We start from the raw sequence: 25,539 nt of genomic DNA on the forward strand, positions 1-25,539 counted from the left end.
GTGGCCAGCGCAGCCGCCACACCCGACAGCGCCCCCCCGGCCCCGCCCGCGCCATCGGGCGCGGCGCTGCCGGTGCGCAACAAAGGCCTGCTCACCTTCGGCGTGATGCTGGCGACGATCATCCAGATCCTCGACACCACCATCGCCAATGTCGCGCTGCCGCACATGCAGACCTCGCTCGGCGCGACGGCAGACACGATCACCTGGGTGCTGACCAGCTATATCGTCGCATCGGCGATCGCGATCCCGATCACCGGCTGGGTCTCCGACCGGATCGGCTCGCGCAACCTGTTCCTGCTCGCGATTATCGGCTTCATCCTCTCGTCAGCCCTTTGCGGCGCGGCCCAGAATCTCGAGGAGATGGTCGCTTTCCGCGTGCTTCAGGGCATCTCCGCGGCATTCATGAACCCGCTCAGCCAGACGGTGATGCTCGACATCAACGAGCCCAAGGACCAGCAGCGTGCGATGGCCGTGTGGGGCATGGGCATCATGATCGGCCCGATCCTGGGCCCCGTGCTCGGCGGGTATCTGACCGAGAATTTCAACTGGCGCTGGGTGTTCTACGTCAACCTGCCGCTCGGGCTGATCTGCCTCGGCATCCTGTGGTGGCTCCTCCCCAGCCGCCCGAAGCGCAAGCGCGGGTTCGACGTGTTCGGCTTCTCGCTCCTCGCCATCGGGATCGGTGCGCTGCAGCTGATGCTCGACCGCGGCCAGGGGGAGGACTGGTTCAGCTCGGCCGAGATCTGGGTCGAGATGCTCGCCGCGGTCATCGCGCTGTGGATGTTCGCCGTGCACATGGCGACGGGCAAGAACCCAATGTTCGAACGCGCGCTGTGGAAGAACCGCAACCTCGTGACCGCCCTCGCCTTCATGCAGGTGGTGGGCGTGGTGATGATGGCGACGATGGCGCTGCTCCCGCCGATGCTCCAGAATCTCTACGGCTATCCGGTAATCGACACCGGCCTCTTGCTGATGCCGCGCGGCGTCGGCGTGCTGGTGACGATGGCGCTGTCCGCCCGGCTGATCGCGCGTGGCCTCGATCCGCGCATCGCGGTCGCGACCGGTTTCGCGCTCGCCGCCTGGTCGCTCTACGACATGACGCAATGGACGCTCGAGATGGGCAGCACGCCCTTCATCGTCTCGGGCTTCATTCAGGGGCTGGGCATGGGTCTGATCTTCATGCCGCTCAACGGCATGGCCTTCGCCACCCTCTCCCCGCATCTGCGGACCGAGGGCGCCAGCCTGACGAACCTGTCGCGCAGCATCGGCGCATCGATCGGCATCTCGCTGGTGACCACCGTCCTCGCGCGCAGCACCCAGACAAGCCACGCCGACCTTGCCCAGCATATCACGCCCGAACGGCTTCAGACGCTCGACCCCGGCCTGCTCGCCGATCTGGGCGGGTCGACCGACGCGATCCTTGCGATCGCCAATGCGGAAGTGACGCGGCAGGCGGCGATGATCGCCTATCTCAACGACTTCAAGGCGATGATGATCGTCACCGCGCTCGCAATCCCGCTGGTGCTGTTCCTCAAGAAGCCGAAGGGGCCGGTGGCGAACGATCCGGCCGCTGCGGGACACTGAGCAGCGCGCGGCGCCAGACCAGCGGCACCAGGCTGCCGAGCAACGCCATCGCCATGTCCTTGGGCGCGTCGAACATATCGCCCTGCTGCCCGTTATACTGGTCCGCCGCCTCGGCATTCATGCCGATGGTCAGCATCCATTCGAAGATCTCGTAGAGCGCGCCGATCGCCAGCACGGCGAGCACCATGACCAGGATCGCCATCCGCCGCGTCAGCCCGGCATAGCGCACCCCGATCTCGACCAGCGGCCGGGCGAAGCACAGGCCCGACGCGAAATGCACCAGCCGGTCGAACATGTTGCGATCGAACCCCAGCGCCGTGTCGATGCTGAACCCGAACGCCGCCTGTCCCCAGGCGTCGTACGGCACGCTGCTATAGGTCCAGCGCGCGGCAAACAGGTGCAACAGGATGAACGCGGCGAGCCAGCCGACGCTGGCATTGCTCAGCGGCCAGCGCCGCAGCGCCCACCAGCCGAGGACAACGCCGACGACGACCGGCCCGACCTGAAGCCAGGTATTGGGCGGATACACCGCCCCCACCGCGCTCAGCGGCACGCCCGCAAGGCATGCGAGCAACCACCATCGCTGCGCGGCGGGAGGGCGCATCCGGCTTTCGATCACGCCTTTTTGAGGTGCCGGCGGCCGAGCAGTTCGGCGATCTGCACTGCGTTGAGCGCCGCGCCCTTGCGGAGGTTGTCGCTGACGCACCAGAAGGCCAGGCCGTTCTCGACGGTCACGTCCTCACGCACGCGGCTGACGAAGGTCGCATAGTCGCCGACGCACTCGATCGGGGTGACGTAACCGCCATCCTCGCGCTTATCGACCAGCATGATCCCCGGCGCCTCGCGCAGGATCTTCTGCGCGTCCTCAGCCGACAGCTCGCGCTCCAGCTCGACATTGACCGCTTCGGAATGGCCGACGAACACCGGCACGCGCACGCAGGTCGCGGTCACCTTCACCTTGGGGTCGAGGATCTTCTTGGTCTCGACGACCATCTTCCACTCTTCCTTGGTGTAGCCGTCGTCCAGGAAGCTGTCGATGTGCGGGATCACGTTGAACGCGATCTGCTTGGTGAACTTCTTGGGCTCGGCTTGGTCGCCGACGAAGATGTTGCGCGACTGTTCGAACAGCTCGTCCATGCCGTCCTTGCCGGCGCCGGACACCGACTGATAGGTCGCCACGACGACGCGCTTCACGCCCGCGGCATCGTGCAGCGGCTTCAGCGCCACCACCATCTGCGCGGTCGAGCAGTTCGGGTTGGCGATGATGTTCTTGGCCTTGTAGCCGTCGATCGCCTCGGGGTTCACCTCGGGCACGATCAGCGGCACGTCGGGGTCCATGCGGTAGAGCGAGCTGTTGTCGATCACCGTGCAGCCGGCCGCGGCGAAGCGCGGGGCGTGGACCTTGGTCGCGTCGCTGCCGATCGCGAACAGTGCCATGTCCCAGCCGGTCGGATCGAAATGCTCGATATTCTGGATCTTGTACTGTTTCCCGGTCTCGCCGAAATCGACCATGTCGCCGGTCGAGCGCGAGGAGGCGAGCACCGCCAGCTCGTCGATCGGGAATTCCCGCTCGGCCAGAATGTTGAGCATTTCACGACCGACATTGCCGGTAGCGCCTGCGACAACGACACGATAACCCATGTGAGACCCTTTCATGCGGTCAAGCCGCCCGGAGTTCGGGCAGCGACATAGTCATTTTTCGGTAGGAAGTCAGCGGGCCGTTCGCCCGCCGGTTGAAGATGTTTCGCGGCATAACCCGAATGCCACGACCGGCTGGTTCAGCGGGTCGTGTTCCGGGTGGTCATAATGGGCCGTTTTCGAAACATGAGCGCGCCCCTAGCAGCCAAATTGCGCTGGGGGTAGCGAATTTCTTCTTTCGTTGCGGTGAAGCGCGGGTTCATTCCACCGGCGGCACCCGGCTCGACACCAGTTCGCCCTTCTTGCGCTCGATCGACCACAGCAACCGCGGCTCGACCGGATCCCAGTCGATCGCCTGCCCGCCCGTCGGCACCGCGACGGTCGCGACATGATCCAGCACCGTTCCCGCCGGCGGCAGCTTCAGCACATAGAGCTCGGGCAGGTCATGCCCGGTGACATAGAGATAGCCGTCGCGGTTCCAGCGCCCGCCCGACGAACTGTACGGTGCCATCCGCGCCAGCACGCTCTCCGGGAACAGCCAAGCCGCCTGCTCAACGAAACCGGCGTCGTAGCGCACCAGCGTGGTCCAGCGGTGATCCTTGCCCGGCTCGCCGCCCTTCTTGCCGTAATGGGCGAAGCACGCCCACCAGCTACCGTCATGCCAGTCGAGCCAGGTCAGCGACCCCTTGCCCGGCCCCAGGCTCCGGCTCGCCACCGGCTTGAGCGTCCGCGCATCGAAACTCTCGATCGAGCTCGCCTGCGGTACCGCGGGATAGTTGGACGCCGCGCACACCAGCAGCTTGCCCTTGAGGATGCAGCTGTTGATGTGCGGGTAGCGCGCCTTCTCGCCCTCGAACCGCGCCACGGTCTTGCCCGTCTTGCGATCGATCCGCGCGATGACGTTGTTGTCGATCGCGTAGAGGTCGCGCGGCCCCGCCGCGACGCCCTGATCGGCGTCGGGCGCAGGCACGCGCGAAACCTCGGTCGCGGTCAGCGATGCCTGCAGCGCAAGGGCGAGGATCAGGCTCATCAGAACTTCGCCGACACGCCGCCCCAGAAGGTGCGGCCATAGCGTTCCTGCTGGATGAACCAGTCGGTGCGGTCGCCCTGATATTGGCGGGTCGGCTCGTCGGTCAGGTTCTGCGCCTCGGCAAAGACCGAGATGTTGTCGGTCACCTGGAAGCGGATCTTGGCATCCAGCCGGCGCAGATCGTCATTATACTGGTCCTGGAAGGGCAGACCGCCCACCGCGATCAGCGACGCGCCGGTATTGTGATAGGCGATCGACGCCTCGACCGGCCCGGCCTGGTAGAAGAGCTGCGCGCCGTAGAGGAACTCCGACTGGCTCGGGAAGGTCGAGACCCGGCCATTCGGCAGCGTCAGCGTCGAGCTGACCAGCGTCCCGTTCATCTCGATGCCGAAGCCGGAGAGAAAGCCCGGCAGGAAGCTGAACTGCATCTGGAACGCTGCCTCGGCGCCGATCAGCTTGGCGCTGTCCGCATTCATCGGCTGCGAGGTGCTCAGCCGCTCGAAGTTCAGCCCGGCGAAGCTCGTGTTGAGCAGCAGGTTGCTCTGGGTGAAGATCGGATTGTCGATGAACTTGGCGAAGGCACCGACCGACAGCAGCCCGCCCTTGGCGAAATAATATTCGGCCGAAATGTCGACGCTGTCGGCGCGATAGGGCTTGAGGTCCGGATTGCCGGTGGAGAAGCTGCCCTCGTAGGTCCCGTTGCCATTGCCATCCTCATAGCTCAGCGACCCGCCGGGCGAGAGCTGGCTGTAGTTCGGCCGGCCGAGGTTGCGCGTATAGGCGATGCGGAAGCTGTACTTGTCGCCCGCGTCGATGCGGATGATCAGGCTCGGCAGCCAGTCCGAATAGCGGTTCTCTGCATTCACCGGGACCACGGTCGTGCCGTTCTGCAGGCGCGACCCGGTGACGTTGCTCGTCGTCCGCTCGTAGCGCAGGCCGGGGGTGATCGTGGCCGGGCCGAACTTCAGCGTCGCCTGCGCATAGGCCGCCCACACATCCTCCTCGATGAAGATGTCGTTGAGCGTCGCATTGGCGAGGCTCGCGGCGGTGTCGCGCACGAAATAGGTGCTGGCGAGGTTCGCCTTTGTCCAGTCGCGGATTGCGTTCGCGCCGATCGTCGGGCTGTTGAGGTATGCGCGGTCGCCGCCATCCGGATAGGTCCGCACCGGATCGCCCTGCAGGTTGAACTGGCCGAGCGTGAAGCGCGTCGCCGCATTGCCACCGCGCGTCCAGGTGTCGTTGCGCGAATCGAAGCTCTTGTCCGTCGCGCGGTACTTGGCGCCCAGCTTGACGTTGCTCCCCTCGTCCAGCGCCGCGATGGTCCAGGTCAGGTCGATCTTGCCCTGCCAGATATCCTCGTCACCGGTCTCGAACTGCTCGGTATATTGGCGGAAGCCGAGCTGGTTGGCCGTGCACTCGGTGCGCGGGGTCGCGGTGAAGATCTTCTCGCCGAAATCGAAGTCGACCGCGCCGGGGTTGCAGCGGAACTGCCACAGCTGATTGGGCTCGCGCACCTCGTTGTGCACCCGCGCCACGACATAATCGAGCTTGAGGTCGCCGAACCGGCTCGATCCGCCCAGCATCGCGGCGAGGATCGACTTTTCCTTGTACTCGAGCCGCAGGTCCTGCCGCCGCTCGGTATTGCCGGTCTGCGTGCCGCTCGTCCCGCCCGGGTTGAAGGTCAGCGTCGGCAGCAGCGCATCGGTCGCGAAGTCGAGCCGATAGCGCTGGCGATATTCGTCCTCGCTGAACTTGGAATAGATGCCGCGCAGATAGATCTGGTGATCGTCGTTCGGCCGCCAGTCGAGCGATCCGGCCGCGCCGATCCGTTCGCGCTTCAGGCTATAGTCGGTATGCTTGATGTTGGTCGGCATCCCGCCGCGCGGCGCACCCGCCACCGGGCGCCAGTCGTCGGGATAGACACCATAGCTGGTGAAAGTGCGCTCGGAATAGCTTCCGCCGAGCAGCACGCCGAATTCCTCGTTCGCGCCGAAGCGTCCGCCGATGCTGACGTCGCCGCGCACCGGCACCTTGTCGTTCAGCTCCTGATAGCCCGCCTGGACATTAGCCTGCACGACGAAGCGCTCGCGAAAATCGAACGCGGTCTGCGGCACCAGGTTGATCGATCCGCCGATCCCCTGCCCGTCCTGATCCGCGGTCTTGGCCTTGGTCACCTCGACCCGGTTGAGCAGTTGGCCCGACACGATGTCGAGCGGCAGCGAGCGGCTCTGGCCATCGGGATTGCCGATCTCGACGCCATTGAAGGTATAGTTGTTGAGGTCCGACGGGATGCCGCGGATCGCCACATAGCGCCCCTCGCCCTGATCATAGGTGACGCCCAGCCCCGGCAGCCGTTCCACCACCTCCGCGACGTTACGGTCGGGAAGCCGGCCGATCTCGTCCGCCGCGGCCACGTCCATGATGCCGATCGCGTTGCGCTTGATCTCGATCGCGCGTTCCTGCTGTGCGCGCTGGCCGGTGACGACAACCTCCTCGCCCTCCGCTTCCTGCGCATGCGCGGTCAGGACGAACGCCGGCAGGGCGGCGGTGGCGAGCAGCAGCTTCTTCATATCATATCCCCTTTGATCGGGGCGCGGCTAAGCCTGCTTCGCGACTGCAGCATGAAGTGTCCGTGACGCTATCGAGACCGGCAGGTGACGGATCGATGACGCGCGCCGCGCGGTGGACGAATCCGCGCAGGCTCGCCTAAGGGTAGGCGCGACACCGAAATCCGGGAGACGATGCCTTGACCGAACCCTTTGTCCGTCCCGACGTCCGTGTCTTTCTGGATATGCTCGCGGCGATGCCCCAGCCCGAATGGCCACCCCAGCCTGCGGTCTATCGTGCGCAATATGCCGGGATGAAGGATCTGGTCGACCTGCCCGCCGGCGAACTCGCGGTGATCCGCGATCTCGAAATTCCCGGCCCCGCCGGCATCATCCCTGCCCGGCTGTTCGACGCCCGCGAGCGCCGCGAACCCGGCCCGGTCGTCGTCTATTTCCATGGCGGCGGCTTCGTGATCGGCAATGTCGATACCCATGCCTCGATCGCCGCGGAGATGGCGCGCACGCTCGACCTGCCGATCGTCTCGGTCGACTATCGCCTGGCCCCCGAAAACCCCTGGCCCGCCGCATCCGACGATGCCGAGGCCGCGGCGCGCTGGGTCGCTTCCGGCCCGGCCGAGCTTGGCCGCGCGGTCACGTCGATCGCACTCGCCGGCGACAGCGCAGGCGGGCAGATGTCCGCGGTCGCCGCGATCGACCTGCGCGACAATCCCGCCAAGGTTCCCGTGATCGCCCAGTTGCTGATCTACCCCGCCGCCGATCTGCGCACCGACTATCCCTCGCTGGACGCCTTTGCAGAGGGCTATCTGCTGACGAAGCGTGGCATGGACTGGTTCTCCGAATGCTACGCCGCGGATACCGAGCATCCACGCGCGTCGCCGATGGCCAATGACTCGCTCGCCGGGCTGCCGCCGGCGGTGATCGTCACCGCAAGCCTCGATCCGATCCGCGATCAGGGCCGCGCCTATGCCGGGGCGCTGATCGGCGCGGGCGTGCCGGTCGTCTATCGCGAGGCCGCGGGCAATATCCACGGTTTCCTCACCTTGCGCCGCGCCATCCCCTCTTCGCAGGGCGACGTTGCGGGCATGCTCGCCGCGTTCAAGGATCTGCTGGTCGAAGCCGAGGGCAATCGCGTCATGGTGCAGGCCGCGGCATGAAGGACCGGGACGCCCTCCCCTATCGCCCCTGCGCGGGCGTGATGCTGCTCAGCCGCGACGGCCAGGTGTTCGTCGGCCAGCGGCTCGATTCCACGCTCGAGGCCTGGCAGATGCCGCAGGGCGGGATCGATCCGGGCGAGGACGCGCTCGAGGCCGCCTATCGCGAGCTTTGGGAGGAAACCGGCGTCGCTCGCGCGCATGTCGAGTTCGTCGCCGAGGCGCCCGAAGAGCTGCAATATGACCTGCCCGATGACCTGATCGGCAAGGTGTGGAAGGGCAAATGGCGCGGCCAGCGTCAGCGCTGGTTCCTGTTCCGCCTAACCGCCGGGGACGAGGCGATCGATATCGCCACCGCGCATCCCGAATTCCGTGCCTGGCGCTGGATCGATCCGGCGGAGCTGCCGCACGTCATCGTCCCGTTCAAGCGCGCGCTCTATGCCCGCCTGCTCGAACTCTTCGCCGATCCGCTCGGGCTGCCAACAAACGGCACCGCCTGATCTCGATTTTGCCGCATTGCAGTATTAACAGGACGACCATGCGCCGGACGATCCCCCTGATCCTCGCCCCGCTGCTGCTCGCAAATGCGCAGGCGGACGAAGCCCCGCCCGAGATGCCCGACACGGTCAAGGCAATGCTCGACGCCGCGATGAAGGCAGGCGATGAGGCCGCGGTCAACGCGATCGTCAAATATGCCAAGGCCGCCGACAAGGCGAGCGTCGAGATCGCGGAGAAGGCCGCGGGCAGCTGGAAGCGTGAGCGCCGCGAAGCCGCCGAGCGCCGCGTGCGCGAGGCGCGGTTCCTCGATCTGGTCAAGGGCCGTGCCGAGCTGGGCGGCTACGTCACCACCGGCAATTCTGAGACGGTCGGCCTGACCGGCGTGGTGGATATCAAGCGCGAGGGGCTGCAATGGCGCCACAAATGGCGCGCGCAGGCCGATTATCAGGAAAGCCTCAACCGCGTCGTCCGCGAACGCTACCTCGCCAGCTACGAGCCGAACTACAAGATCAACGACAACACCTATGTCTACGGCGCCGCGCTGTTCGAGAGCGACCGCTTCCTGGGCTTTACCGAGCGCTATTCGGTCTCGGCAGGGGCCGGCTACACCGCGATCAACAACGGCAAGCTGCGCGTCGATCTCGAACTCGGCCCGGCCTATCGCTACACGTCCTTCACCGACGACACGATCGAGCGCCAGATCGCCGCGCGCGGCAAGCTCGACCTCGACTGGAAGCTTTCGCCCGCCATCACCTTCAGCCAGGACGCCGCCGCCTATCTGCAGCAGGCGAACAGCACCGTCACGACGAAGACCGCGCTGCGCGCCAAGCTGTTCGGCCCCTTCTCGGCGCAGATGTCCTATGCGGTGAACTATGAAAGCACGCCGCCGGTGGGGCGCAAGACGACGGACACGACGAGCCGGGCTTCACTGCTGATCGATTTCTGACGGACAGGGCATCGCTATCCGGCGGGGCGGTGGGCGTAGCTCAGCACGCGGGCCATCTCCCACCCTGCAGACGTCTTGCGCCACACGACCGCAAACCGGGCATCGCCATCCAGTCGCTCGGGCGAATTGCCCTGCTTTGCGTAGAACCGGTGCACCCCGCTCACCATCGCGCCATGGCCCGGTACCGGGTCGACGGCGATACTGCCCGCCACCGCTTCGCGCCGCACGTGCAGCCCGGGCGTGCCGCAGGGCCCCTTCACCAGTGATTCCACCACCTTGTCCCGGCCCGCTGTCAGCCCGGTCTTGTCGTGATAGAATTCGATATCGGCTGCGAGCAATCGGCCCATTGCCGCCGCGTCACACTGGTTGAACGCGCGCCAGAAGGCGGCATCTGCCGCGAGCACGCCATCCTCCTCCTTAGACACGGCGCCCGCCGCCGATGCGCAGAGAAGTGCTGCGATGATGATCGATTGCCTCATTCCAGCTGTATTATATCAATAATACAGCTGGAACAACCCAAGGCCGCTATCTCAGCGGAAGGAACAGTTCCACGCTCACATCATGGACCTCTGCCCCCGGGAAAAAGGACAGCTGGCGCCGGCAATAGAGCGGGAAATCGCGTGCCTCCTCGCCGCTCTCGGGAAGCCAGTCCCGGTAGAGATAGAGGGCGGCGGGTTCCAGATTATGCGTGTCATGAACGACGCGCAGCACCGCGCAACGTCCGCCGGGGATCACACCCGGCTTCATCCCCGCGTCGTTCGGTTCGACCGGCAGGTCCGTCCCGACGCACAAATCCATGCTGTAGTCGGCGGGGTTGGCAGGCGTCCGCTCGGACCGGAAGATATTGAAGGTCGGGCTCGTCTCGGGCGACAGGCCCGCGGCCTTGCGCCAGGCGATGAACCGCTCGATCGTGGCGCCGAGGGTCGCCCGGTCGCCGCGATGTTCCAGGATCGCCACAGGTGTCGGCGGCATCTCGCGGATCGCCACGTCATCGGGGGTATAGATGATCTGCATGAGCTTGCTCCTCGCATTGTCGAGTGGCCCGAAGGCCGCAAGCCACGGCGCCCAGTCGGGCGATTTCCTGAACGATGACGGGGACTGCCCGAACCGTTGCCGAAAGGCGCGGGCGAACGCATCCGGTGCATCGTAACCGGCATCCATCGCGATGTCCGTGACGCTCCGGGCGCCGTCCCGCGCCAGTTGGTGCGAAGCGCGCTTCAACCGGGCGAGCTGGACATAGCGATGCAAGGACAACCCGAAAGTCGCCATGAACTGCCGGTGGAAATGGAATTTTGAGAAGGCGGCGATCCCGCTGACCGTATCCAGGTCCAGATCGCCGTCGAGATGCCGGTCGATATGATCGAGCACCCGCTGCATCCGGGCCGTGTAGTTCGCAAGCGCCGCCTTCATGGTCGTTCCTCCGTGGCGGCGCCAGCTAGCCGCTCGCGGCGGTCGCGCGCTCGACCGATCTTGCGGTTCCGCAGCGGACAGCACCAGCGCAAACCGTCACCCCGGCGCCGCTTGCAATGTAGGATTTCGCTTGCTCCACTCTCGGCGCCGGAAATGCCCGGCCGCTCCTTGATCCTGTAGATGCTGCACTTGACGCCCGCGCACGAAAATATGCGGAAAGTGTCAACTTCGTCCGGCCTGCTGCGGCTTCGCGCACGCGTGGCAGTGTGACTTTTGGGACTTTCCGGCCGGCTGTGCGCAAAACCCGTATCATTGGAAACTTTCCATCCGCCGGGGGTTCACCCGCCGCGTATCACCCGATACACCTGCCCCGCATGGCCCTTTCCGCAATCGAATCCGCCGCGATCGAGCATGCCCGCGCGGCGCCGATGCTTGCTCAGGTCGAACGCTGGGTCGCGGTCAACAGCGGCACGCGCAACCTCTCCGGCCTCGCGACGATGGCGGAGATGCTCGCCAGTGCCTTTGCCGCGCTCCCCGGTGAACTGACCTTGCTCGATCCGGCTCCGGTCGAGACGGTCGACGGCAAGGGCGACGTCCTCCCCCTCGCCCATGGCCGCCATCTCCATCTCCGCGTTCGGCCAGAGGCCCCGGTCCAGATGCTGTTCACCGGGCATATGGACACCGTCTTTCCTGCCGATCACCCGTTCCAGACCACTGCCTGGCTGCCCGACGGCCGCCTCAACGCCCCCGGTGCCGCGGACATGAAGGGCGGTCTTTCGCTGATGCTCGCCGCGCTGCGTGCCATCGAAACGACCCCCGCCGCCGAACGCTTCGGCTATGAGGTCGTCATCAACTCGGACGAGGAAACCGGCTCCTTCGCCTCCGCCGCGCTGATCGCGCAGGCCGCGAAGGGCAAGGTCGCCGCGCTTACCTACGAACCCGCCTTGCCCGACGGCACGCTCGCCGGCGCGCGCGGCGGGACCGGCAATTTCTCGATCGTGGTCCGCGGCCGCAGCGCGCATGCCGGCCGCAACCCGGAGGAAGGCCGCAACGCCATCGTCGCCGCTGCCGATCTCGCGCTGCGTCTTGCCGCCGCGAAGGGTGACGGCCTTGCGGTCAATCCCGCCCGGATCGAGGGCGGAGGTCCGAACAATGTCGTGCCCGATCTCGCCATATTGCGCGTCAATTTCCGCCCTGCCTCGGCCGAAGCGATCGCCCGCGCCGCCGCGGTGGTGGAAGGCGCCGCGGCTGAAGTTGCCTCGCTCCACGACGTCCATGTCCATGTCCATGGCGGCTTCAACCGCCCGCCCAAGCCCCTCGATCCCGGCGCCGAGCGGCTGTTCGGGCTGGTCAAGCAGGCCGGCGCCGATCTCGATATCCCCGTCGCGTGGAAGGCCACGGGCGGGGTGTGCGACGGTAACAACATCGCCGCGTGCGGCGTGCCCGTGGTCGACACCATGGGCGCCCGCGGCGGCGCAATTCATAGTGCGGAGGAATTCCTGATCCCTGAAAGCCTGCCCGAGCGCGCCGCGCTCTCCGCTCTCACCATCCTGCGCATCATCGAAAAGGGCCAGATATGAGCTTCCTGATCCGCCCCGCCCGCGAGGACGACCTTCAGGCGCTTTACGAGATGGCCAAGCTTACCGGCGGCGGCTTCACCAATCTTCCGCCCGAAAAACCCGCGCTGCTCGCCAAGCTCGAACGCAGTGCACTCGCCTTCGGCCGCACCGACGATGCGCTCCGCGACGAGCTGTTCGTGCTGGTTCTGGAGAATGTCGAGACCCGCGAGGTCCGCGGCACCTGCCAGATCTTCACCCAGGTCGGCCAGCGCTGGCCCTTCTACAGCTACCGCCTGGGCATCGAGACCAAGCATAGCGAGGCGCTTGCCCGCACGTTCCGCGCCGAAATCCTCAGCCTCACCAACGACCTCGAAGGCTGCAGCGAAGTCGGCGGACTGTTCCTCCACCCTGGCGAGCGTGCCGGCGGCCTCGGCATGCTGCTCGCCCGCAGCCGCTATCTGTTCATCGCGATGCACCGCGCGCGCTTTGCTGACCGCGTGCTCGCGGAGCTGCGCGGCGTGATCGACGAGGCGGGCGGATCGCCCTTCTGGGACGGCGTCGCGGGCCGCTTCTTCGGCATGAACTTCCAGCAGGCCGACGAATTCAACGCGATCCACGGCAACCAGTTCATCGCCGACCTGATGCCCAAGCACCCGATCTACACCGCGATGCTCACCGAAGGCGCACGCAGCGTGATCGGCCTGCCCCATCCCTCGGGCCGCGCCGCGATGCGGATGCTGGAGCATGAGGGCTTCGCGTTCGAGAATTATATCGACATCTTCGACGGCGGTCCGACCATGACCGCGCGCACCGATCAGGTGATGACCGTCCGCGATTCCCGCGCCGACAAGATTGCCGAAGTTGCCGATGGCGGCAGCGCCAGCATCCTTGCCCGCGGGCAACTCGGCGACTTCCGTGCCTGTCACGGCCGCGTCGGCCTCAGCGACGGCGGCATCACGGTGGACGGCGTGTCGGCATCGATCCTCGGCATCGAAGCGGGGCAGGAAGTCCGCCATGCCCCGCGTTGAGATCAACTTCGACGGGCTGATCGGCCCCAGCCACAATTATGCGGGCCTCAGCCCCGGCAATCTCGCCGCGACCCGCAACAGCGGCGCCGTCTCGCAACCCCGCGCCGCCGCGCTTCAGGGCATCGCCAAGATGCGCGCCAACCTGGCGCTCGGGCTGACCCAGGGCATCCTCCTGCCCCATGCGCGGCCGGACCATCGCTGGCTGGACTCACTCGCCACGGCCTATGCCGGTGCTGCGCTGCATCTTCAGGCGCAGGCGCTGTCGGCCTCATCGATGTGGGCCGCCAATGCCGCGACCGTATCCCCGGCACCCGACACTGCCGACGGCCGCTGCCACCTCACCGTCGCCAACCTCGTGACGATGCCCCATCGCAGCCACGAATGGCCCGGCACGCTGGCGCAGCTCCGCCTCGCCTTCGCGAACGACGCCTTCCGCGTCCACGGCCCCGTCCCCGCGCCCTTCGGCGACGAGGGTGCAGCCAATCACATGCGCCTCTGCCCGGAGCATGATGCGCCCGGCGTCGAGGTCTTTGTCTACGGCGTTTCCGGCGGTCCCTTCCCCGCCCGCCAGCACCGCGAAGCCAGCGAGGCCGTCGCCCGCCGCCACGCCCTCGACCCCGCCCGCGCGCTGTTCGTCCAGCAGTCGGAAGAAGCGATCGCCGCCGGCGCCTTCCACAACGACGTCGTCGCGGTTGCCAATGGCCGCGTGCTCTTCGCCCATGAACAGGCGTTCGCGGACAAGCAGGGCTTCTACGCCGATCTCCGCCGCCTGATTCCCGAGGTCGAGATCGTCGAGGTCCCGGCCGCCGCGGTCAGCCTCACCGACGCCATCTCCTCCTATCTGTTCAACGCCCAGCTGGTGACGCTCCCCTCGGGCGAGACCGCGCTGATCCTCCCGACCGAGGCGCGCGATACGCCGAGCGTCTGGGCCTGGCTGCAGGCGCATGTCGCGGGCAACGGCCCGATCCGGCATCTGGAAGTGGTCGATGTCCGCCAGTCGATGGCCAATGGCGGCGGCCCCGCCTGCCTTCGTCTGCGCGTCGTCGCCGATCCAGCGACGATCGACCCGCGCTTCCTGGTCGATGCCGGCAAGCTCGATCGCATCGCCGCGCTGGTCGAAGTGCACTGGCCCGAAACGATCGCCCAGGACGAGATTGGCGATCCCGCCCTGATCGAACGGATCGAAGCGGCCCGCGCGGCTTTGCTCGACCAGCTGCGACTCGTCGAATTAATTGACAGCTAACCATATCGATTGACGCGGAATCGCGGTTTTCCGCCATTGGTCCGCTTCTTGCGTCAATCTGGCTATGTTCACCCGTGTCAAACGCCTGTTCACGATCAAGACCCGTTTCGAAGCCTTCATGGTGATCTACGCGCTTGGCGTCGGCGCCGTTGACCGCGGCCTGCACTATCTGGAGCAATACCCGGGCATGGGCGGCTGGATGCTCTTTGCCGCCTGCCCGATCGCGGTGTTCATGGCCGGCGCGAAGATCCTCGACTCGCTCGACGCGGGCTTCGAGTAAGCGCCTCTTCCGTCACCCCGGCACGAGGCCGGGATGACGGGCTGGCGCAAGGACTTACTCGAACTCCAGAATCGCGGCGTCCACCGCCAGGCTCTCGCCCGCACCGAAGTTCACCGCCTTCACCACCCCCGTCTTCTCGGCGCGCAGGATGTTCTCCATCTTCATCGCCTCGACCACCGCGAGCGGCTGGCCGGCCTCGACCTTGTCGCCCACCGCAACCTCGACCCGCGTCAGCAGGCCCGGCATCGGCGCGAGCAGGAAGCGGCTCATGTCCGGCGGGATCTTCTCGATCATGTGCTTCGCCAGCTCGGCAACGCGCGGCCGGTAGACCTCGACGCGATGCGCGGCACCCCGCGTCGTCAGCACCCAGCCGGTCCGCGTCCTCGCGACGCGTACGGCCAGTTCGCCGCCATCTCCGCGCGCCATCGCGATCCGGTCGCCCGGGTTCCATTCGACATTGCCTTCGATCAGTTCGCCATCGACGATCGCGCCGTCGCCCAGCGTCACCTCGTGCGCGATCGCGCCCAGGTGCACGACCCAGTCGCACTTCGCGAGCGGCATCGCGCCCAGTTGGCCCGAGATCATCGACGCGCGCTCGGCCTGCCGCCAGGTCAGCACCGCCGCAATCGCGGCGAGCCGGCGAGTCAGCATGGCGTCCGCCGGCGCACCCGCGAACCCATCCGGATATTCCTCGGCAATGAAGCCGGTGGTGAGCGCGCCCTCACGGAAACGCGGATGCTGCATCAGCGCGGAGAGGAAATCGATATTGTTGCCGAGCCCTTCCAGCTCGAACCGGTCGAGCGCCGCGACCTGCAAGTCGGCTGCGGCATCGCGGGTCTCGCCCCAGGTGATCAGCTTGGCGATCATCGGGTCATAGAACATGCTGACCTCGCCGCCCTCGGCAACACCGTCGTCGACGCGGACATAGCCCTCACCGCCGACCTCGCCATAGGGCGTGTCCTGTGCCGCAGGCGGGCGATAGCGCACCAGCCGCCCGGTCGAGGGCAGGAAGCTGCGATACGGGTCCTCGGCATAGATTCGGTTCTCGATCGCCCAGCCGGTCAGCGTCACGTCATCCTGCCCGAAGGCGAGTTTTTCCCCCGCCGCCACACGGATCATCTGCTCGACCAGATCGAGGCCGGTCACCGCCTCGGTCACCGGGTGCTCGACCTGAAGCCGGGTGTTCATCTCGAGGAAATAGAAACCGTCGCCGGTCGTGTCGGCACCGCTGACGATCAGCTCGACCGTGCCTGCGCTGTAATAGCCCACGGCGCGCGACAGGGCGACCGCCTGCTCGCCCATCTTGCGGCGCATCTCGGGATTGACGAAGGGCGACGGCGCCTCCTCGACCACCTTCTGGTGACGGCGCTGGATCGAGCATTCGCGCTCGCCCAGATAGACGATGTTGCCATGCTGGTCGCCCAGCACCTGGATCTCGATATGCCGCGGGCTTTCGATGAACTTCTCGATGAACACGCGGTCGTCGCCGAACGACGCCAGCCCCTCGCGCTTGGTCGCTTCGAACCCTTCGCGGACATCCTGCTCGCTATAGGCGAGCCGCATCCCCTTGCCACCACCGCCGGCCGACGCCTTCATCATCACCGGATAGCCGATCTCGGCCGCGATCTTCACCGCATGCTCGGTGTCGTCGATCACCCCGACGAACCCCGGCACCACGTTGACGCCCGCTTCCTTGGCGAGCTTCTTGGACTCGATCTTGTCGCCCATCGCCGCAATGGCATTGGGGGGAGGCCCGACAAAGGCGATCCCCGCCTCCGCGCACGCCCTGGCAAAGCTCTCGCGCTCCGACAGGAAGCCATAGCCCGGATGGATCGCGTCCGCCCCGGTGGCCTTGGCGGCGGCGAGGATCAGCTCGGCCTTGAGATAGCTTTCCGCCGCGGGTGCCGGCCCAAGCCGCACCGACTCATCGGCCATCAGCACATGCGGCGCGCGCGCATCGGCGTCGGAATAGACAGCCACCGTCGCGATCCCCATCCGCTTGGCGGTGCGGAATACGCGGCATGCGATCTCGCCACGGTTGGCGACCAGGATCTTCTTGAACATTCGGCTTTCCCTGTTGGATCAGTTCTAACGCAGAGCGATCAACTGCTTGGTTCGGTCGCGCGTGAGCATTTCCTTGCATTGCCACACCAGCATCGGTTCGCCCGAACCGCCGCGCATCTGGTATCCCATCGTCCGGCAATGCGTGTCGCGAAAGGCGATCCACGCGCGCTGCGCCTCGGTCAGTGCTGCGGCATAGCCGGGCCGCGTATCGCTCGACGGATGGCTGCCTGGCTCGGCATCTGCCTCGCGCATCGCCGCCATCGTCTTCTTGTACTCGGCGTTGAGCACCGCATCCGCCTTGGCGAAGGCCTGCGCCGCACACTGCGTCATCGCCAGCTGCGACATCGCATTGTCGCAATTGACCGTCTGGGCGGCAGCGGCAAGCAGCGTCAGCAGGATCATGTCACTTTCCCTTTTCCGGCGGCACTGGAAAGAGCTGGCGGATCGCAGCGAGCGCGGCGCCGTGATAAATGGTCGCGTGCGTCTCGTCGGGCCGCGGCGCATAGGTCCATTGGAGCGCCGCAGGTGTCTTGTCCTTGAGCAACGCGGCAAAGGGCGCAACGCCCATCCCCTGTTCGTTGGCGACGGTCAGCCACAGCCGCCCGCGCGCCTTGGGCAGCAGCGACGGCGCGGCCTTCACCAGCGCCTCATTGTCCCACCACAGGCTGGGGCTGATCGCGATATGCGTGTCGAACAGCCCCGGCGCGCGCAGCATCGTCTCGATCACGAACAGCCCGGCGAGCGATTCCCCGATCAGCGCATTCTCGCCGCTCGTGCGATAGGTCTTCTCGACCCACGGTTTCACCTCGTCCGCGATGAAGCGGCGGAAACGCTCGGACTGACCGGCAGTCGGATAATCCGCCTTGAGCTTGGCGTCGGAAGCAATCGGAAAGGCCAGCTCGTTGCGCCGGTCGACCGTCTCGATCCCAACCACGATCACGTCACGCGTCGTCCCGACGATCGTGCCCAGCTGCGCGAGCCCCGAGATATGGTGGAAGTCCTGATCCACCCCACCATCGAGCAGGTAGATCACCGGATAACGCTGCGTCCCCTCCGCATAACCCGGCGGCAGCCAGACGTTGATGGTGCGCGTGGCGCCCATCGTGGCGGAGGGAAGCTTGTAGGACTGGCCAATGACGATGGGTGTACCGGCCGGTTGCGCCAGCGCCGGAAGCGGAAGCAGGACTAGCAGCAGGGCCCAAAAACCCGCCGTCAGCAAAGCGGCCGCGATTTTCACGCCGCCATCCCACCCAACGCTCCGTCACCCTGAACTTGTTTCAGGGTCCATCGTGCCACACGCGGCTCAGTCGCCTGTGGAGAGATGGATGCTGAAACAAGTTCAGCATGACGGTAGGATGAAGAGCTCACTCCGCCGCCTCCAGCTCGACCTTCACCTCGCCTTGCATCGGCCGCATGCCCAGCCGCGCGAACAGTGCCGCATCCTTGTCGTCGCCGGCATTGCCGGTGGTGAGCAGCTTGTCGCCGGTGAAGATCGAATTGGCGCCCGCCATGAAGCACAAAGCCTGCGTGGAATCGCTCATGCTCTCGCGACCTGCGGACAGGCGCACCATGCTTTCCGGCATCGTGATCCGCGCGACCGCAACGGTGCGCACGAACTCGATCTCGTCGATCTTCGCCAGCGGCGTGTCGGCCAGCATGTTGCCCAGCACCGTGCCCTTGACCGGGACCAGCGCGTTCACCGGCACGCTCTCCGGGTGCTTGGGCAGGGTCGCCAGCGCATGGATGAAGCCCACCCGATCGCCGCGCGTCTCGCCCATGCCGACGATGCCGCCGCAGCAGACGTTGATCCCCGCCTCGCGCACATGCTCGAGCGTGTCGAGCCGATCCTCGAAGGTCCGCGTGGTGATCACCTCCGCATAGCGCTCGGGCGAGGTGTCGATATTGTGGTTGTAATAATCGAGCCCCGCTTCCGCGAGCATCCCGGCCTGTTTCTCGCTAAGCATCCCCAGCGTCATGCAGGTCTCCATGCCCATCTGGCGCACACCCTTAACCATCTCGAGGATGGCGGGCATGTCGCGATCCTTGGGGTTGCGCCACGCCGCACCCATGCAGAAGCGCGACGAGCCATTGTCCTTTGCCTGCGCCGCCGCCTGCAGCACCGCGCGCACATCCATCAGCTTGGTGGCCTTGAGACCCGTCTCGGCGCTGGTCGACTGGTTGCAATAGCCGCAGTCTTCGGGGCAACCGCCGGTCTTGATCGAGAGCAGGGTCGAAAGCTGCACCTCGTCCGCCGCGAACCGTGCGCGGTGCACCTCGGCGGCGCGGAACAGCAGTTCGGGGAAAGGCAGGTCAAAAAGGTCCGCGATCTCCTCGCGGGTCCAGTCGTTACGAACGCTCACAGGATCACCTTGGTGAAGGATTGAATGAAGGCGCCGAGACCAACCATCAGCAGGCCGGTCGCGGCAATCTGGCCGTATTTGACCTGCCGGGCGAGCTTGTCATGCGGCACGGACTGGCTTTCGAGGCTGGCAAGCGTCAAGGCCTGAAGCAGGCTCACCACGCCCGCCAGGCAGATGAAGCCCATGATCACCACCAGCTTTACCGGATCGATCTTGGCCGCCGAGCCATCGACAAAGGCGAACACACCGCCGATCGAGATCAGTGAGATCCCGGTCATGTGCTTGAAGAAATCATAGGCGCGCGCGAACGGCAGCTCCGTGCTGCCCTTTTCGGGCTCATTCTCGTCGGTCATTCCGCGGCGTCCTCCTCGGGCGGCAAATTATGCCCGAGCAGCGTCAACACGTCTGCGGCGGCATTTACAAGGTTGGTTCCGGGTCCGAAGATCGCCTGCACCCCGGCGTCGCGGAGGAACTGATAGTCCTGCGCCGGGATCACCCCGCCTGCGATCACCTTGATGTCCCCGCGTCCGGCATCCTTGAGATGCCCGATCATCTGCGGGATCAGCGTCTTGTGCCCCGCGGCAAGGCTGGAGGCGCCGACCACGTCGACATTCTCCGCAATCGCGAGCTCGGCGGCTTCCTGCGGGGTCTGGAACAACGGCCCCGGCACGACTTCAAAGCCCAGATCGCCGAACGCCGAGGAGACGAGATTGGCGCCGCGGTCATGCCCGTCCTGCCCCATCTTGGCGACCAGCATCCGCGGCTTGCGGCCCAGCCGCCGTTCGGTCGCGGCAACCCCGTCCTTGAGCCGCTCCCAGCGCGCATCCTCGGCATAGGCACCGCCATAGACGCCCGACACCGGCGTCGGCACGGTGCCGTGGCGGCCAAACACGTCTTCCATCGCGAGGCTGATCTCGCCGAGCGTGGCGCGATGCCGCGCGGCCTCGACCGCAAGCGCCAGCAGATTCTCGCTGCCCCGCGCGCCTTCGCGCAGCGCGTCGAGCGCCGCCTGGCATGCAGCCTGGTCGCGCGAAGCCTTGATCCGCTTGAGCCGCGCGATCTGCGCCTCGCGCACCGCGTGGTTGTCGACGTCGAGAATGTCGAGCGGGTCTTCCTCGGCCTTGCGATATTTGTTGACCCCGACGATCACCTGTTCGCCGCGGTCGATCCGTGCCGCGGTGGCGGCCGAGGCTTCCTCGATCATCGCCTTGGGCCAGCCTGCGGCGACCGCCTTGGCCATCCCGCCTTCGGCCTCGACGCGCTCGATGATCGCCCACGCCTTGTCGACCAGCTCCTGGGTCAGGCTCTCGATGTAATAGGAGCCGCCGAGCGGATCGACGACCTTGGTCATCCCCGTCTCTTCCTGGATCACGATCTGCGTGTTGCGCGCGATCCGGGCGGAGAAGTCGGTGGGCAGCGCGATCGCCTCGTCGAGCGCGTTGGTGTGCAGGCTCTGCGTCCCGCCCAGCATCGCAGCCATCGCCTCGATCGTCGTGCGGATGACGTTGTTGTAGGGATCCTGCTCGGTCAGCGAGACGCCGGAGGTCTGGCAGTGCGTCCGCAGCATCTTGCTGCGCTCGTCCTTGGCGCCGAGCTTCGTCATCACACGGTGCCACAACACGCGCGCCGCGCGCAGCTTGGCGACCTCCATGAAGAAGTTCATGCCGATCGCGAAGAAGAAGCTCAGCCGCCCGGCAAACTTGTCGATGTCGAGGCCGCTCGCGACCCCGTATTTCACATATTCCATACCGTCGGCGATGGTGAAGGCCAGCTCCTGCACCTGCGTCGCCCCCGCCTCCTGCATGTGATAGCCGGAGATCGAGATGCTGTTGAACTTCGGCATCTCGCGCGAGGTGTAGCCGAAGATGTCGGAGATGATCCGCATGCTCGGCTCGGGCGGGTAGATGTACGTATTGCGGACCATGAACTCTTTCAGAATGTCGTTCTGAATGGTCCCGTCGAGCTGCGCGCGCGGAACACCCTGCTCCTCGCCCGCGACGATGAAGAAGGCGAGGATCGGGATCACCGCGCCATTCATCGTCATCGAGACCGACATCTCGCCCAGCGGGATGCCGTCGAACAGGATCTTCATATCCTCGACGCTGTCGATCGCGACACCCGCCTTGCCGACATCGCCCGGCACGCGCGGGTGATCGCTGTCATAGCCGCGGTGGGTCGCCAGATCGAAGGCAACGCTCAGTCCCTTCTGACCCGCTGCGAGGTTGCGGCGATAAAAGGCGTTCGATTCCTCGGCGGTCGAGAAGCCGGCATACTGCCGGATCGTCCAGGGCCGCCCCGCATACATCGATCCGCGCACCCCGCGCGTGAACGGCGCAAAGCCCGGCAACCCCGGATCGGTGGTCACGTCCTCCGCCGTATAGAGCGGCTTGACGTCGATCCCCTCGGGCGTGCGCCAGGTCAGGTCGCGGCCCTTCACTTCCTTGTCGGACAGCGCCTTCCACGCGTCGAGATCGGGCTTGTCGGTCATGATGCTACCTGTTCGAGCGCGGTCCATCCGAACAGATGGCGGCGCTCCACGATGGAAAAGGCGTGGACATTGCCCCCGCCGGGATGACCGCCCTCCGCGGCCTGATCTGCTGCGCGGGCGATCGGCTCGCCCTTCACATGGCATTTGAGCAGAGTGCCGACGCCGCCATGACCCACGAACAGCACGGGCGCGTCCGCGTCCGCCAGCGCGGCATCGACCGCGCCGACGATCCGCGCCTGCGCGTCAACCGCCCGCTCCCACCCGCGCACCGACTGCTCGGGTGCGGCGAAGAAGGCGTCGGCCGTCGCCTCGAACTCGGCGGGCGGCAGGAAGCCGGTCGCCGACCGGTCATTCTCGTGGAAGTCCGGCAATATCTCGACCTGCGCGCCATCGGTCATCGGCGCGAGCGCCTCCGCTGTCTCGACCGCTTTGCGCTCGTCGCTCGACACGATCCGCCGCACCGATGCCAGCCAGCCCGTCCCCGCCAGCGCCGCCAGCCGCGCGCGGCCGGCATCCGACAGCCCCCATTCGGGCACCGGCACCGCGGGATCGATCTGCACCTGCGGGTGCGAAAGATAATAGGCGATGGTCACCGCCCTTTGAACTCCGGTGCACGCTTCTCGAGGAACGCGGTCACGCCCTCGCGGAAATCCTCGGTCCGCCCGGCGATGCGCTGATGCTTCGCCTCGGTCCCCAGCGTCTCCGACAGCGTGCTGTTGAGCGCCGCCTTCACCTGATCGCGGATCATCGCGAGCGCGACGGTCGGCTTGGCTGCGAGCGCCGCGGCGATGCCCTGCGCGGTCGCCATCAGTTCGCCGTCCTCGACCACCCGCGCAGCGAGGCCGGCGTCCTTCGCTTCCTGCGCGCTCAGCCGCTCACCGAGCAGCGCCATCTCCAGCGCCTTGGCCCGCCCGGCCGACTTGGCGACCAGCCAGGTGACGCCGCAATCGGGGACCAGCCCGATGTTGGAGAAGGAGAGCAGGATGTAGGCCGACTTGGCCATCACCACGATGTCGCCGCCCAGCGCCATCCCTGCCCCCGCGCCTGCCGCAGGGCCATTGACCGCGGTGACGACCGGCACCGGAATCTTCGACAGCGCCTCGGCCACTGGATTGTAGAAGCGCTCGACATTCGCGCCGCTGTCGTTCGGCCCGTCGCTCCGCCCCGCCAGATCGGCGCCTGAGCAGAAGGCCCGCCCCTCGCCCGTCAGCAGCACGGCGCGCGCGCCCTCGTCCGCGGCGCGCCACAGCGTATCGCGCAGCAGGATCAGCATGTCCGGCGTGACCGCGTTGAGCCGCTCCGGCCGGTTCAGCCGGATCGTCGCGACGCCGTTGGTCAAGTCGTAGAGGACGGTATCCTCAGACATGTCCCAACCCCTCGCCGTCACCCCGGCCCTGTGCCGGGGTCCACCCATCCACGCGCGCTACCTTCAACGTCGGCCGCATCGCCTGCCGCCCGGTGGGCCCCGGCACAAGGCCGGGGTGACGGTCAGTGGCTCTCACGCGGCGACTCCATGATCTCGGTCAGCACGCCGCCCATATCCTTCGGATGGACGAAGAAGATCAGCGTCCCGTGCGCACCGATCCGCGGCTCGCCCAGCACCTTCGCACCCTTCGCCTCGAACCATGCCTTGGCTGCGTGGATATCGGGCACTTCATAGCACACATGATGCTGCCCGCCCGCCGGGTTCTTGGCGAGGAAGCCGTGGATCGGCGAGGCATCACCCAGCGGTTCGATCAGCTCGATCTGCGTATTGGGCGTATCGACGAAACACACCTTCACGCCCTGCGCAGGCAGGTCGAACGGCGTGCGGATCGTCTCCGCGCCCATCACGTCGCGATAGAAGGCGATCGATGCTTCGATCGAGGGCGTGGCGACACCGATATGATTGAGGCGGCCGAGTTTCATACGAAATATCCCAACATCGAGACTGTCAGTGCAAGCGCTCCAAAGCCAAACCAGGGCACTGCCCGCAATATCTTGATCTCCAGTTCGAACCGGACCGGGTCGTCCTCGCGACGAATGACCAGCTCCTCATGCTGGCCTTTCATCCAATACCGTAGTTCGCCCGATCTTGTGGCCTCATTCGCGCGCATCAGAACCAGCGCCGCAATCGCCCCGAGCACCAGGAGGCAGCCCAGAAGTACGGCGAGGAGGTCACTCACAGCGGAATATTGTCATGCTTCTTCCACGGATTCTCGAGGGCCTTGTTCCTCAGCTTCCGTAGGCCCAGTGCGATGCGGCGGCGGGTCGAGTGCGGCATGATCACTTCGTCCACGAAGCCCTTGCTCGCCGCGACGAACGGGTTGGCGAAGCGCGCCTCATATTCCGCAGTCCGCTCGGCGATCTCTTCCGGCGTCTTGCCGCGGAAGATGATCTCGACCGCGCCCTTGGCGCCCATCACCGCGATCTCCGCGGTCGGCCAGGCATAGTTCAAGTCGCCGCGCAGGTGCTTCGACGCCATCACGTCATAGGCCCCGCCATAGGCCTTGCGGGTGATCACCGTGATCTTGGGCACCGTCGCCTCGGCATAGGCGAACAGCAGCTTAGCGCCGTGCTTGATGATGCCCGAATGCTCCTGCCCGACGCCCGGCAGGAAGCCCGGCACGTCGACAAAGGTCACGATCGGGATTTCGAACGCGTCGCAAAAGCGCACGAACCGCGCCGCCTTCTTGGACGAGTTGATGTCGAGCACGCCGGCCAGCACCATCGGCTGGTTGGCGACGATGCCGACGGTCCGCCCCTCGATCCGGCCAAAGCCGATGATGATGTTGCCGGCATGGGTCGGCTGGACCTCGAAGAAGTCGCCCTCGTCGACCGTCTTCCGGATCAGTTCGTGCATGTCATAGGGCTGGTTGGCCGAGGGCGGGATCAGCGTATCGAGGCTGTCCTCGATCCGGTCCCACGGATCCTCGCACGGCCGCTCGGGCACCGGCTCGCGGTTGCTGGCGGGAAGGAAATCCACGAAGTCGCGGGCCGCGAGCAGCGCCTCGATATCGTTCTCGAAGGCCACGTCAGCGACCCCCGACTTCGTGGTGTGCGTCACCGCTCCACCCAAATCCTCCTGCGTGACGATCTCGTTGGTGACGGTCTTCACTACATCGGGGCCGGTGACGAACATGTACGACGAGTCCTTCACCATGAAGATGAAGTCGGTCATCGCGGGGGAATAGACGGCGCCGCCAGCACACGGCCCCATGATCAGGGAAAGCTGCGGCACCACGCCGGACGCCAGCACGTTGCGCTGGAACACCTCGGCATAGCCGGCAAGGCTCGCGACACCCTCCTGGATGCGCGCGCCGCCGCTGTCGTTGAGGCCGATCACAGGCGCGCCGACCTTCATCGCCATGTCCATGATCTTGCAGATCTTCTGCGCGTGCCGCTCGGACAGCGAGCCGCCGAACACGGTGAAATCCTGGCTGAACACGAAGACCAGCCGGCCGTTGATCGTGCCGCTGCCCGTTACGACTCCGTCCCCGGGCACCACCTGGTCGGGCATGCCGAAATCGACGCAATTATGCTCGACATACATGTCGAGTTCCTCGAACGATCCCTCGTCGAGCAGCACTTCGACCCGCTCGCGCGCGGTCAGCTTGCCCTTGGCATGCTGCGCATCGATGCGCTTCTGCCCACCGCCCAGCCGTGCCGCGGCGCGACGCCGCTCAAGTTCCTCGATCGTCGAAGACATGCATG

Annotated in this window: 25 protein-coding genes; 8 read left to right on the forward strand and 17 right to left on the reverse strand. The window is 66.2% G+C overall.

Going from position 1 to position 25,539, the window contains the following annotated elements; all coding sequences use genetic code 11:
- Entirely contained in the window at positions 1–1,584 is a 1,584-nt protein-coding gene (locus tag AC07TU_RS20190; RefSeq protein ID WP_495189729.1) for a DHA2 family efflux MFS transporter permease subunit, read from the forward strand.
- Here AC07TU_RS20190 and AC07TU_RS20195 read toward each other — a convergent pair.
- From AC07TU_RS20195 to AC07TU_RS20210, 4 genes are all read right to left on the reverse strand, one after another.
- Positions 1,532–2,188 carry a DUF2238 domain-containing protein gene (locus AC07TU_RS20195; protein ID WP_495189730.1) on the reverse strand — a complete coding sequence of 219 codons (657 nt, stop codon included), beginning with the start codon at positions 2,186–2,188 and terminating at the stop codon, positions 1,532–1,534. The genes AC07TU_RS20190 and AC07TU_RS20195 overlap by 53 nt on opposite strands.
- Positions 2,189–2,199: 11 nt before the next feature.
- Positions 2,200–3,225: an aspartate-semialdehyde dehydrogenase gene (locus AC07TU_RS20200; protein WP_495189731.1), complete on the reverse strand. Its 1,026-nt coding sequence runs from the start codon at positions 3,223–3,225 to the stop codon at positions 2,200–2,202.
- A gap of 256 nt (positions 3,226–3,481) precedes the next feature.
- Complete coding sequence (locus AC07TU_RS20205) at positions 3,482–4,252, reverse strand: hypothetical protein (RefSeq protein WP_495189732.1); 771 nt, start codon at positions 4,250–4,252, stop codon at positions 3,482–3,484.
- Positions 4,252–6,822 (reverse strand): TonB-dependent receptor, encoded by a 2,571-nt coding sequence (locus AC07TU_RS20210; protein ID WP_495189733.1) that lies wholly within the window; start codon positions 6,820–6,822, stop codon positions 4,252–4,254. Before AC07TU_RS20210 ends, AC07TU_RS20205 begins: the two co-directional genes overlap by 1 nt.
- 176 nt (positions 6,823–6,998) lie before the next feature.
- On the opposite strand from AC07TU_RS20210, the gene AC07TU_RS20215 reads away from it, so the two are divergent.
- The 3 genes from AC07TU_RS20215 to AC07TU_RS20225 are packed head-to-tail and all read left to right on the forward strand — an operon-like array spanning position 6,999 to position 9,414.
- Positions 6,999–7,973: an alpha/beta hydrolase gene (locus tag AC07TU_RS20215; RefSeq protein ID WP_495189734.1), complete on the forward strand. Its 975-nt coding sequence runs from the start codon at positions 6,999–7,001 to the stop codon at positions 7,971–7,973.
- Positions 7,970–8,470: an RNA pyrophosphohydrolase gene (locus AC07TU_RS20220; RefSeq protein ID WP_495189735.1), complete on the forward strand. Its 501-nt coding sequence runs from the start codon at positions 7,970–7,972 to the stop codon at positions 8,468–8,470. The genes AC07TU_RS20215 and AC07TU_RS20220 overlap by 4 nt, the downstream gene beginning before the upstream one ends.
- A 38-nt stretch (positions 8,471–8,508) precedes the next feature.
- Positions 8,509–9,414, forward strand: coding sequence for a DUF481 domain-containing protein (locus AC07TU_RS20225; protein ID WP_495189736.1), 906 nt, complete (start codon positions 8,509–8,511; stop codon positions 9,412–9,414).
- A gap of 14 nt (positions 9,415–9,428) precedes the next feature.
- Here the strand turns inward: AC07TU_RS20225 and AC07TU_RS20230 are convergent, their stop codons facing one another.
- Together AC07TU_RS20230 and AC07TU_RS20235 are read right to left on the reverse strand one after the other, a co-directional pair.
- A complete protein-coding gene (locus AC07TU_RS20230; RefSeq protein WP_495189737.1) occupies positions 9,429–9,893 on the reverse strand; it encodes a nuclear transport factor 2 family protein in 465 nt (154 codons plus the stop codon).
- A 46-nt stretch (positions 9,894–9,939) separates the two neighbouring features.
- Positions 9,940–10,824 (reverse strand): AraC family transcriptional regulator, encoded by an 885-nt coding sequence (locus tag AC07TU_RS20235; protein ID WP_495189738.1) that lies wholly within the window; start codon positions 10,822–10,824, stop codon positions 9,940–9,942.
- 374 nt (positions 10,825–11,198) lie between these two features.
- Between AC07TU_RS20235 and AC07TU_RS20240 the strand changes: the two genes are divergently transcribed.
- The 4 genes from AC07TU_RS20240 (at position 11,199) to AC07TU_RS20255 (ending at position 14,934) form a co-directional block, all read left to right on the forward strand.
- Complete coding sequence (locus tag AC07TU_RS20240; RefSeq protein WP_495189739.1) at positions 11,199–12,404, forward strand: hydrolase; 1,206 nt, start codon at positions 11,199–11,201, stop codon at positions 12,402–12,404.
- Positions 12,401–13,411 carry an arginine N-succinyltransferase gene (locus AC07TU_RS20245; protein ID WP_495189740.1) on the forward strand — a complete coding sequence of 337 codons (1,011 nt, stop codon included), beginning with the start codon at positions 12,401–12,403 and terminating at the stop codon, positions 13,409–13,411. The genes AC07TU_RS20240 and AC07TU_RS20245 overlap by 4 nt, the downstream gene beginning before the upstream one ends.
- The gene (locus AC07TU_RS20250; protein WP_495189741.1) at positions 13,398–14,654 is read left to right on the forward strand and encodes an N-succinylarginine dihydrolase; all 1,257 of its coding nucleotides are present in this window, start codon (positions 13,398–13,400) and stop codon (positions 14,652–14,654) included. Before AC07TU_RS20245 ends, AC07TU_RS20250 begins: the two co-directional genes overlap by 14 nt.
- Positions 14,655–14,718: 64 nt before the next feature.
- Positions 14,719–14,934: a hypothetical protein gene (locus AC07TU_RS20255; protein ID WP_495189742.1), complete on the forward strand. Its 216-nt coding sequence runs from the start codon at positions 14,719–14,721 to the stop codon at positions 14,932–14,934.
- 54 nt (positions 14,935–14,988) lie between these two features.
- Here AC07TU_RS20255 and AC07TU_RS20260 read toward each other — a convergent pair whose 3' ends face one another.
- The 11 genes from AC07TU_RS20260 to AC07TU_RS20310 form a co-directional block, all read right to left on the reverse strand.
- A complete protein-coding gene (locus tag AC07TU_RS20260; RefSeq protein ID WP_495189743.1) occupies positions 14,989–16,998 on the reverse strand; it encodes an ATP-binding protein in 2,010 nt (669 codons plus the stop codon).
- 24 nt (positions 16,999–17,022) lie between these two features.
- Complete coding sequence (locus AC07TU_RS20265; protein WP_495189744.1) at positions 17,023–17,400, reverse strand: lysozyme inhibitor LprI family protein; 378 nt, start codon at positions 17,398–17,400, stop codon at positions 17,023–17,025.
- Position 17,401: 1 nt separating this feature from the next.
- Positions 17,402–18,235, reverse strand: coding sequence for an alpha/beta hydrolase (locus AC07TU_RS20270; protein WP_495189745.1), 834 nt, complete (start codon positions 18,233–18,235; stop codon positions 17,402–17,404).
- Between the two features lie 127 nt (positions 18,236–18,362).
- Positions 18,363–19,358, reverse strand: a complete 996-nt coding sequence (gene bioB / locus AC07TU_RS20275) for a biotin synthase BioB (RefSeq protein ID WP_495189746.1) — start codon at positions 19,356–19,358, stop codon at positions 18,363–18,365.
- Complete coding sequence (locus AC07TU_RS20280; protein ID WP_495189747.1) at positions 19,355–19,711, reverse strand: hypothetical protein; 357 nt, start codon at positions 19,709–19,711, stop codon at positions 19,355–19,357. Before AC07TU_RS20280 ends, bioB begins: the two co-directional genes overlap by 4 nt.
- On the reverse strand, positions 19,708–21,846 hold the full coding sequence (gene scpA / locus AC07TU_RS20285; protein WP_495189748.1) for a methylmalonyl-CoA mutase: 2,139 nt from the start codon (positions 21,844–21,846) through the stop codon (positions 19,708–19,710). The genes AC07TU_RS20280 and scpA overlap by 4 nt, the downstream gene beginning before the upstream one ends.
- Entirely contained in the window at positions 21,843–22,439 is a 597-nt protein-coding gene (locus AC07TU_RS20290; RefSeq protein WP_495189749.1) for a histidine phosphatase family protein, read from the reverse strand. Before AC07TU_RS20290 ends, scpA begins: the two co-directional genes overlap by 4 nt.
- On the reverse strand, positions 22,436–23,212 hold the full coding sequence (locus AC07TU_RS20295; protein ID WP_495189750.1) for an enoyl-CoA hydratase-related protein: 777 nt from the start codon (positions 23,210–23,212) through the stop codon (positions 22,436–22,438). The genes AC07TU_RS20290 and AC07TU_RS20295 overlap by 4 nt, the downstream gene beginning before the upstream one ends.
- Before the next feature lie 122 nt (positions 23,213–23,334).
- Positions 23,335–23,754 carry a methylmalonyl-CoA epimerase gene (gene mce, locus AC07TU_RS20300; RefSeq protein ID WP_495189751.1) on the reverse strand — a complete coding sequence of 140 codons (420 nt, stop codon included), beginning with the start codon at positions 23,752–23,754 and terminating at the stop codon, positions 23,335–23,337.
- Entirely contained in the window at positions 23,751–24,011 is a 261-nt protein-coding gene (locus AC07TU_RS20305) for a hypothetical protein (RefSeq protein WP_495189752.1), read from the reverse strand. The genes mce and AC07TU_RS20305 overlap by 4 nt, the downstream gene beginning before the upstream one ends.
- Positions 24,008–25,534 (reverse strand): acyl-CoA carboxylase subunit beta, encoded by a 1,527-nt coding sequence (locus AC07TU_RS20310; RefSeq protein ID WP_495189753.1) that lies wholly within the window; start codon positions 25,532–25,534, stop codon positions 24,008–24,010. Before AC07TU_RS20310 ends, AC07TU_RS20305 begins: the two co-directional genes overlap by 4 nt.
- Positions 25,535–25,539 lie beyond the last annotated feature (5 nt).

The sequence above is a fragment of the Sphingomonas sp. GW821-FHT03E12 genome (assembly GCF_059420685.1).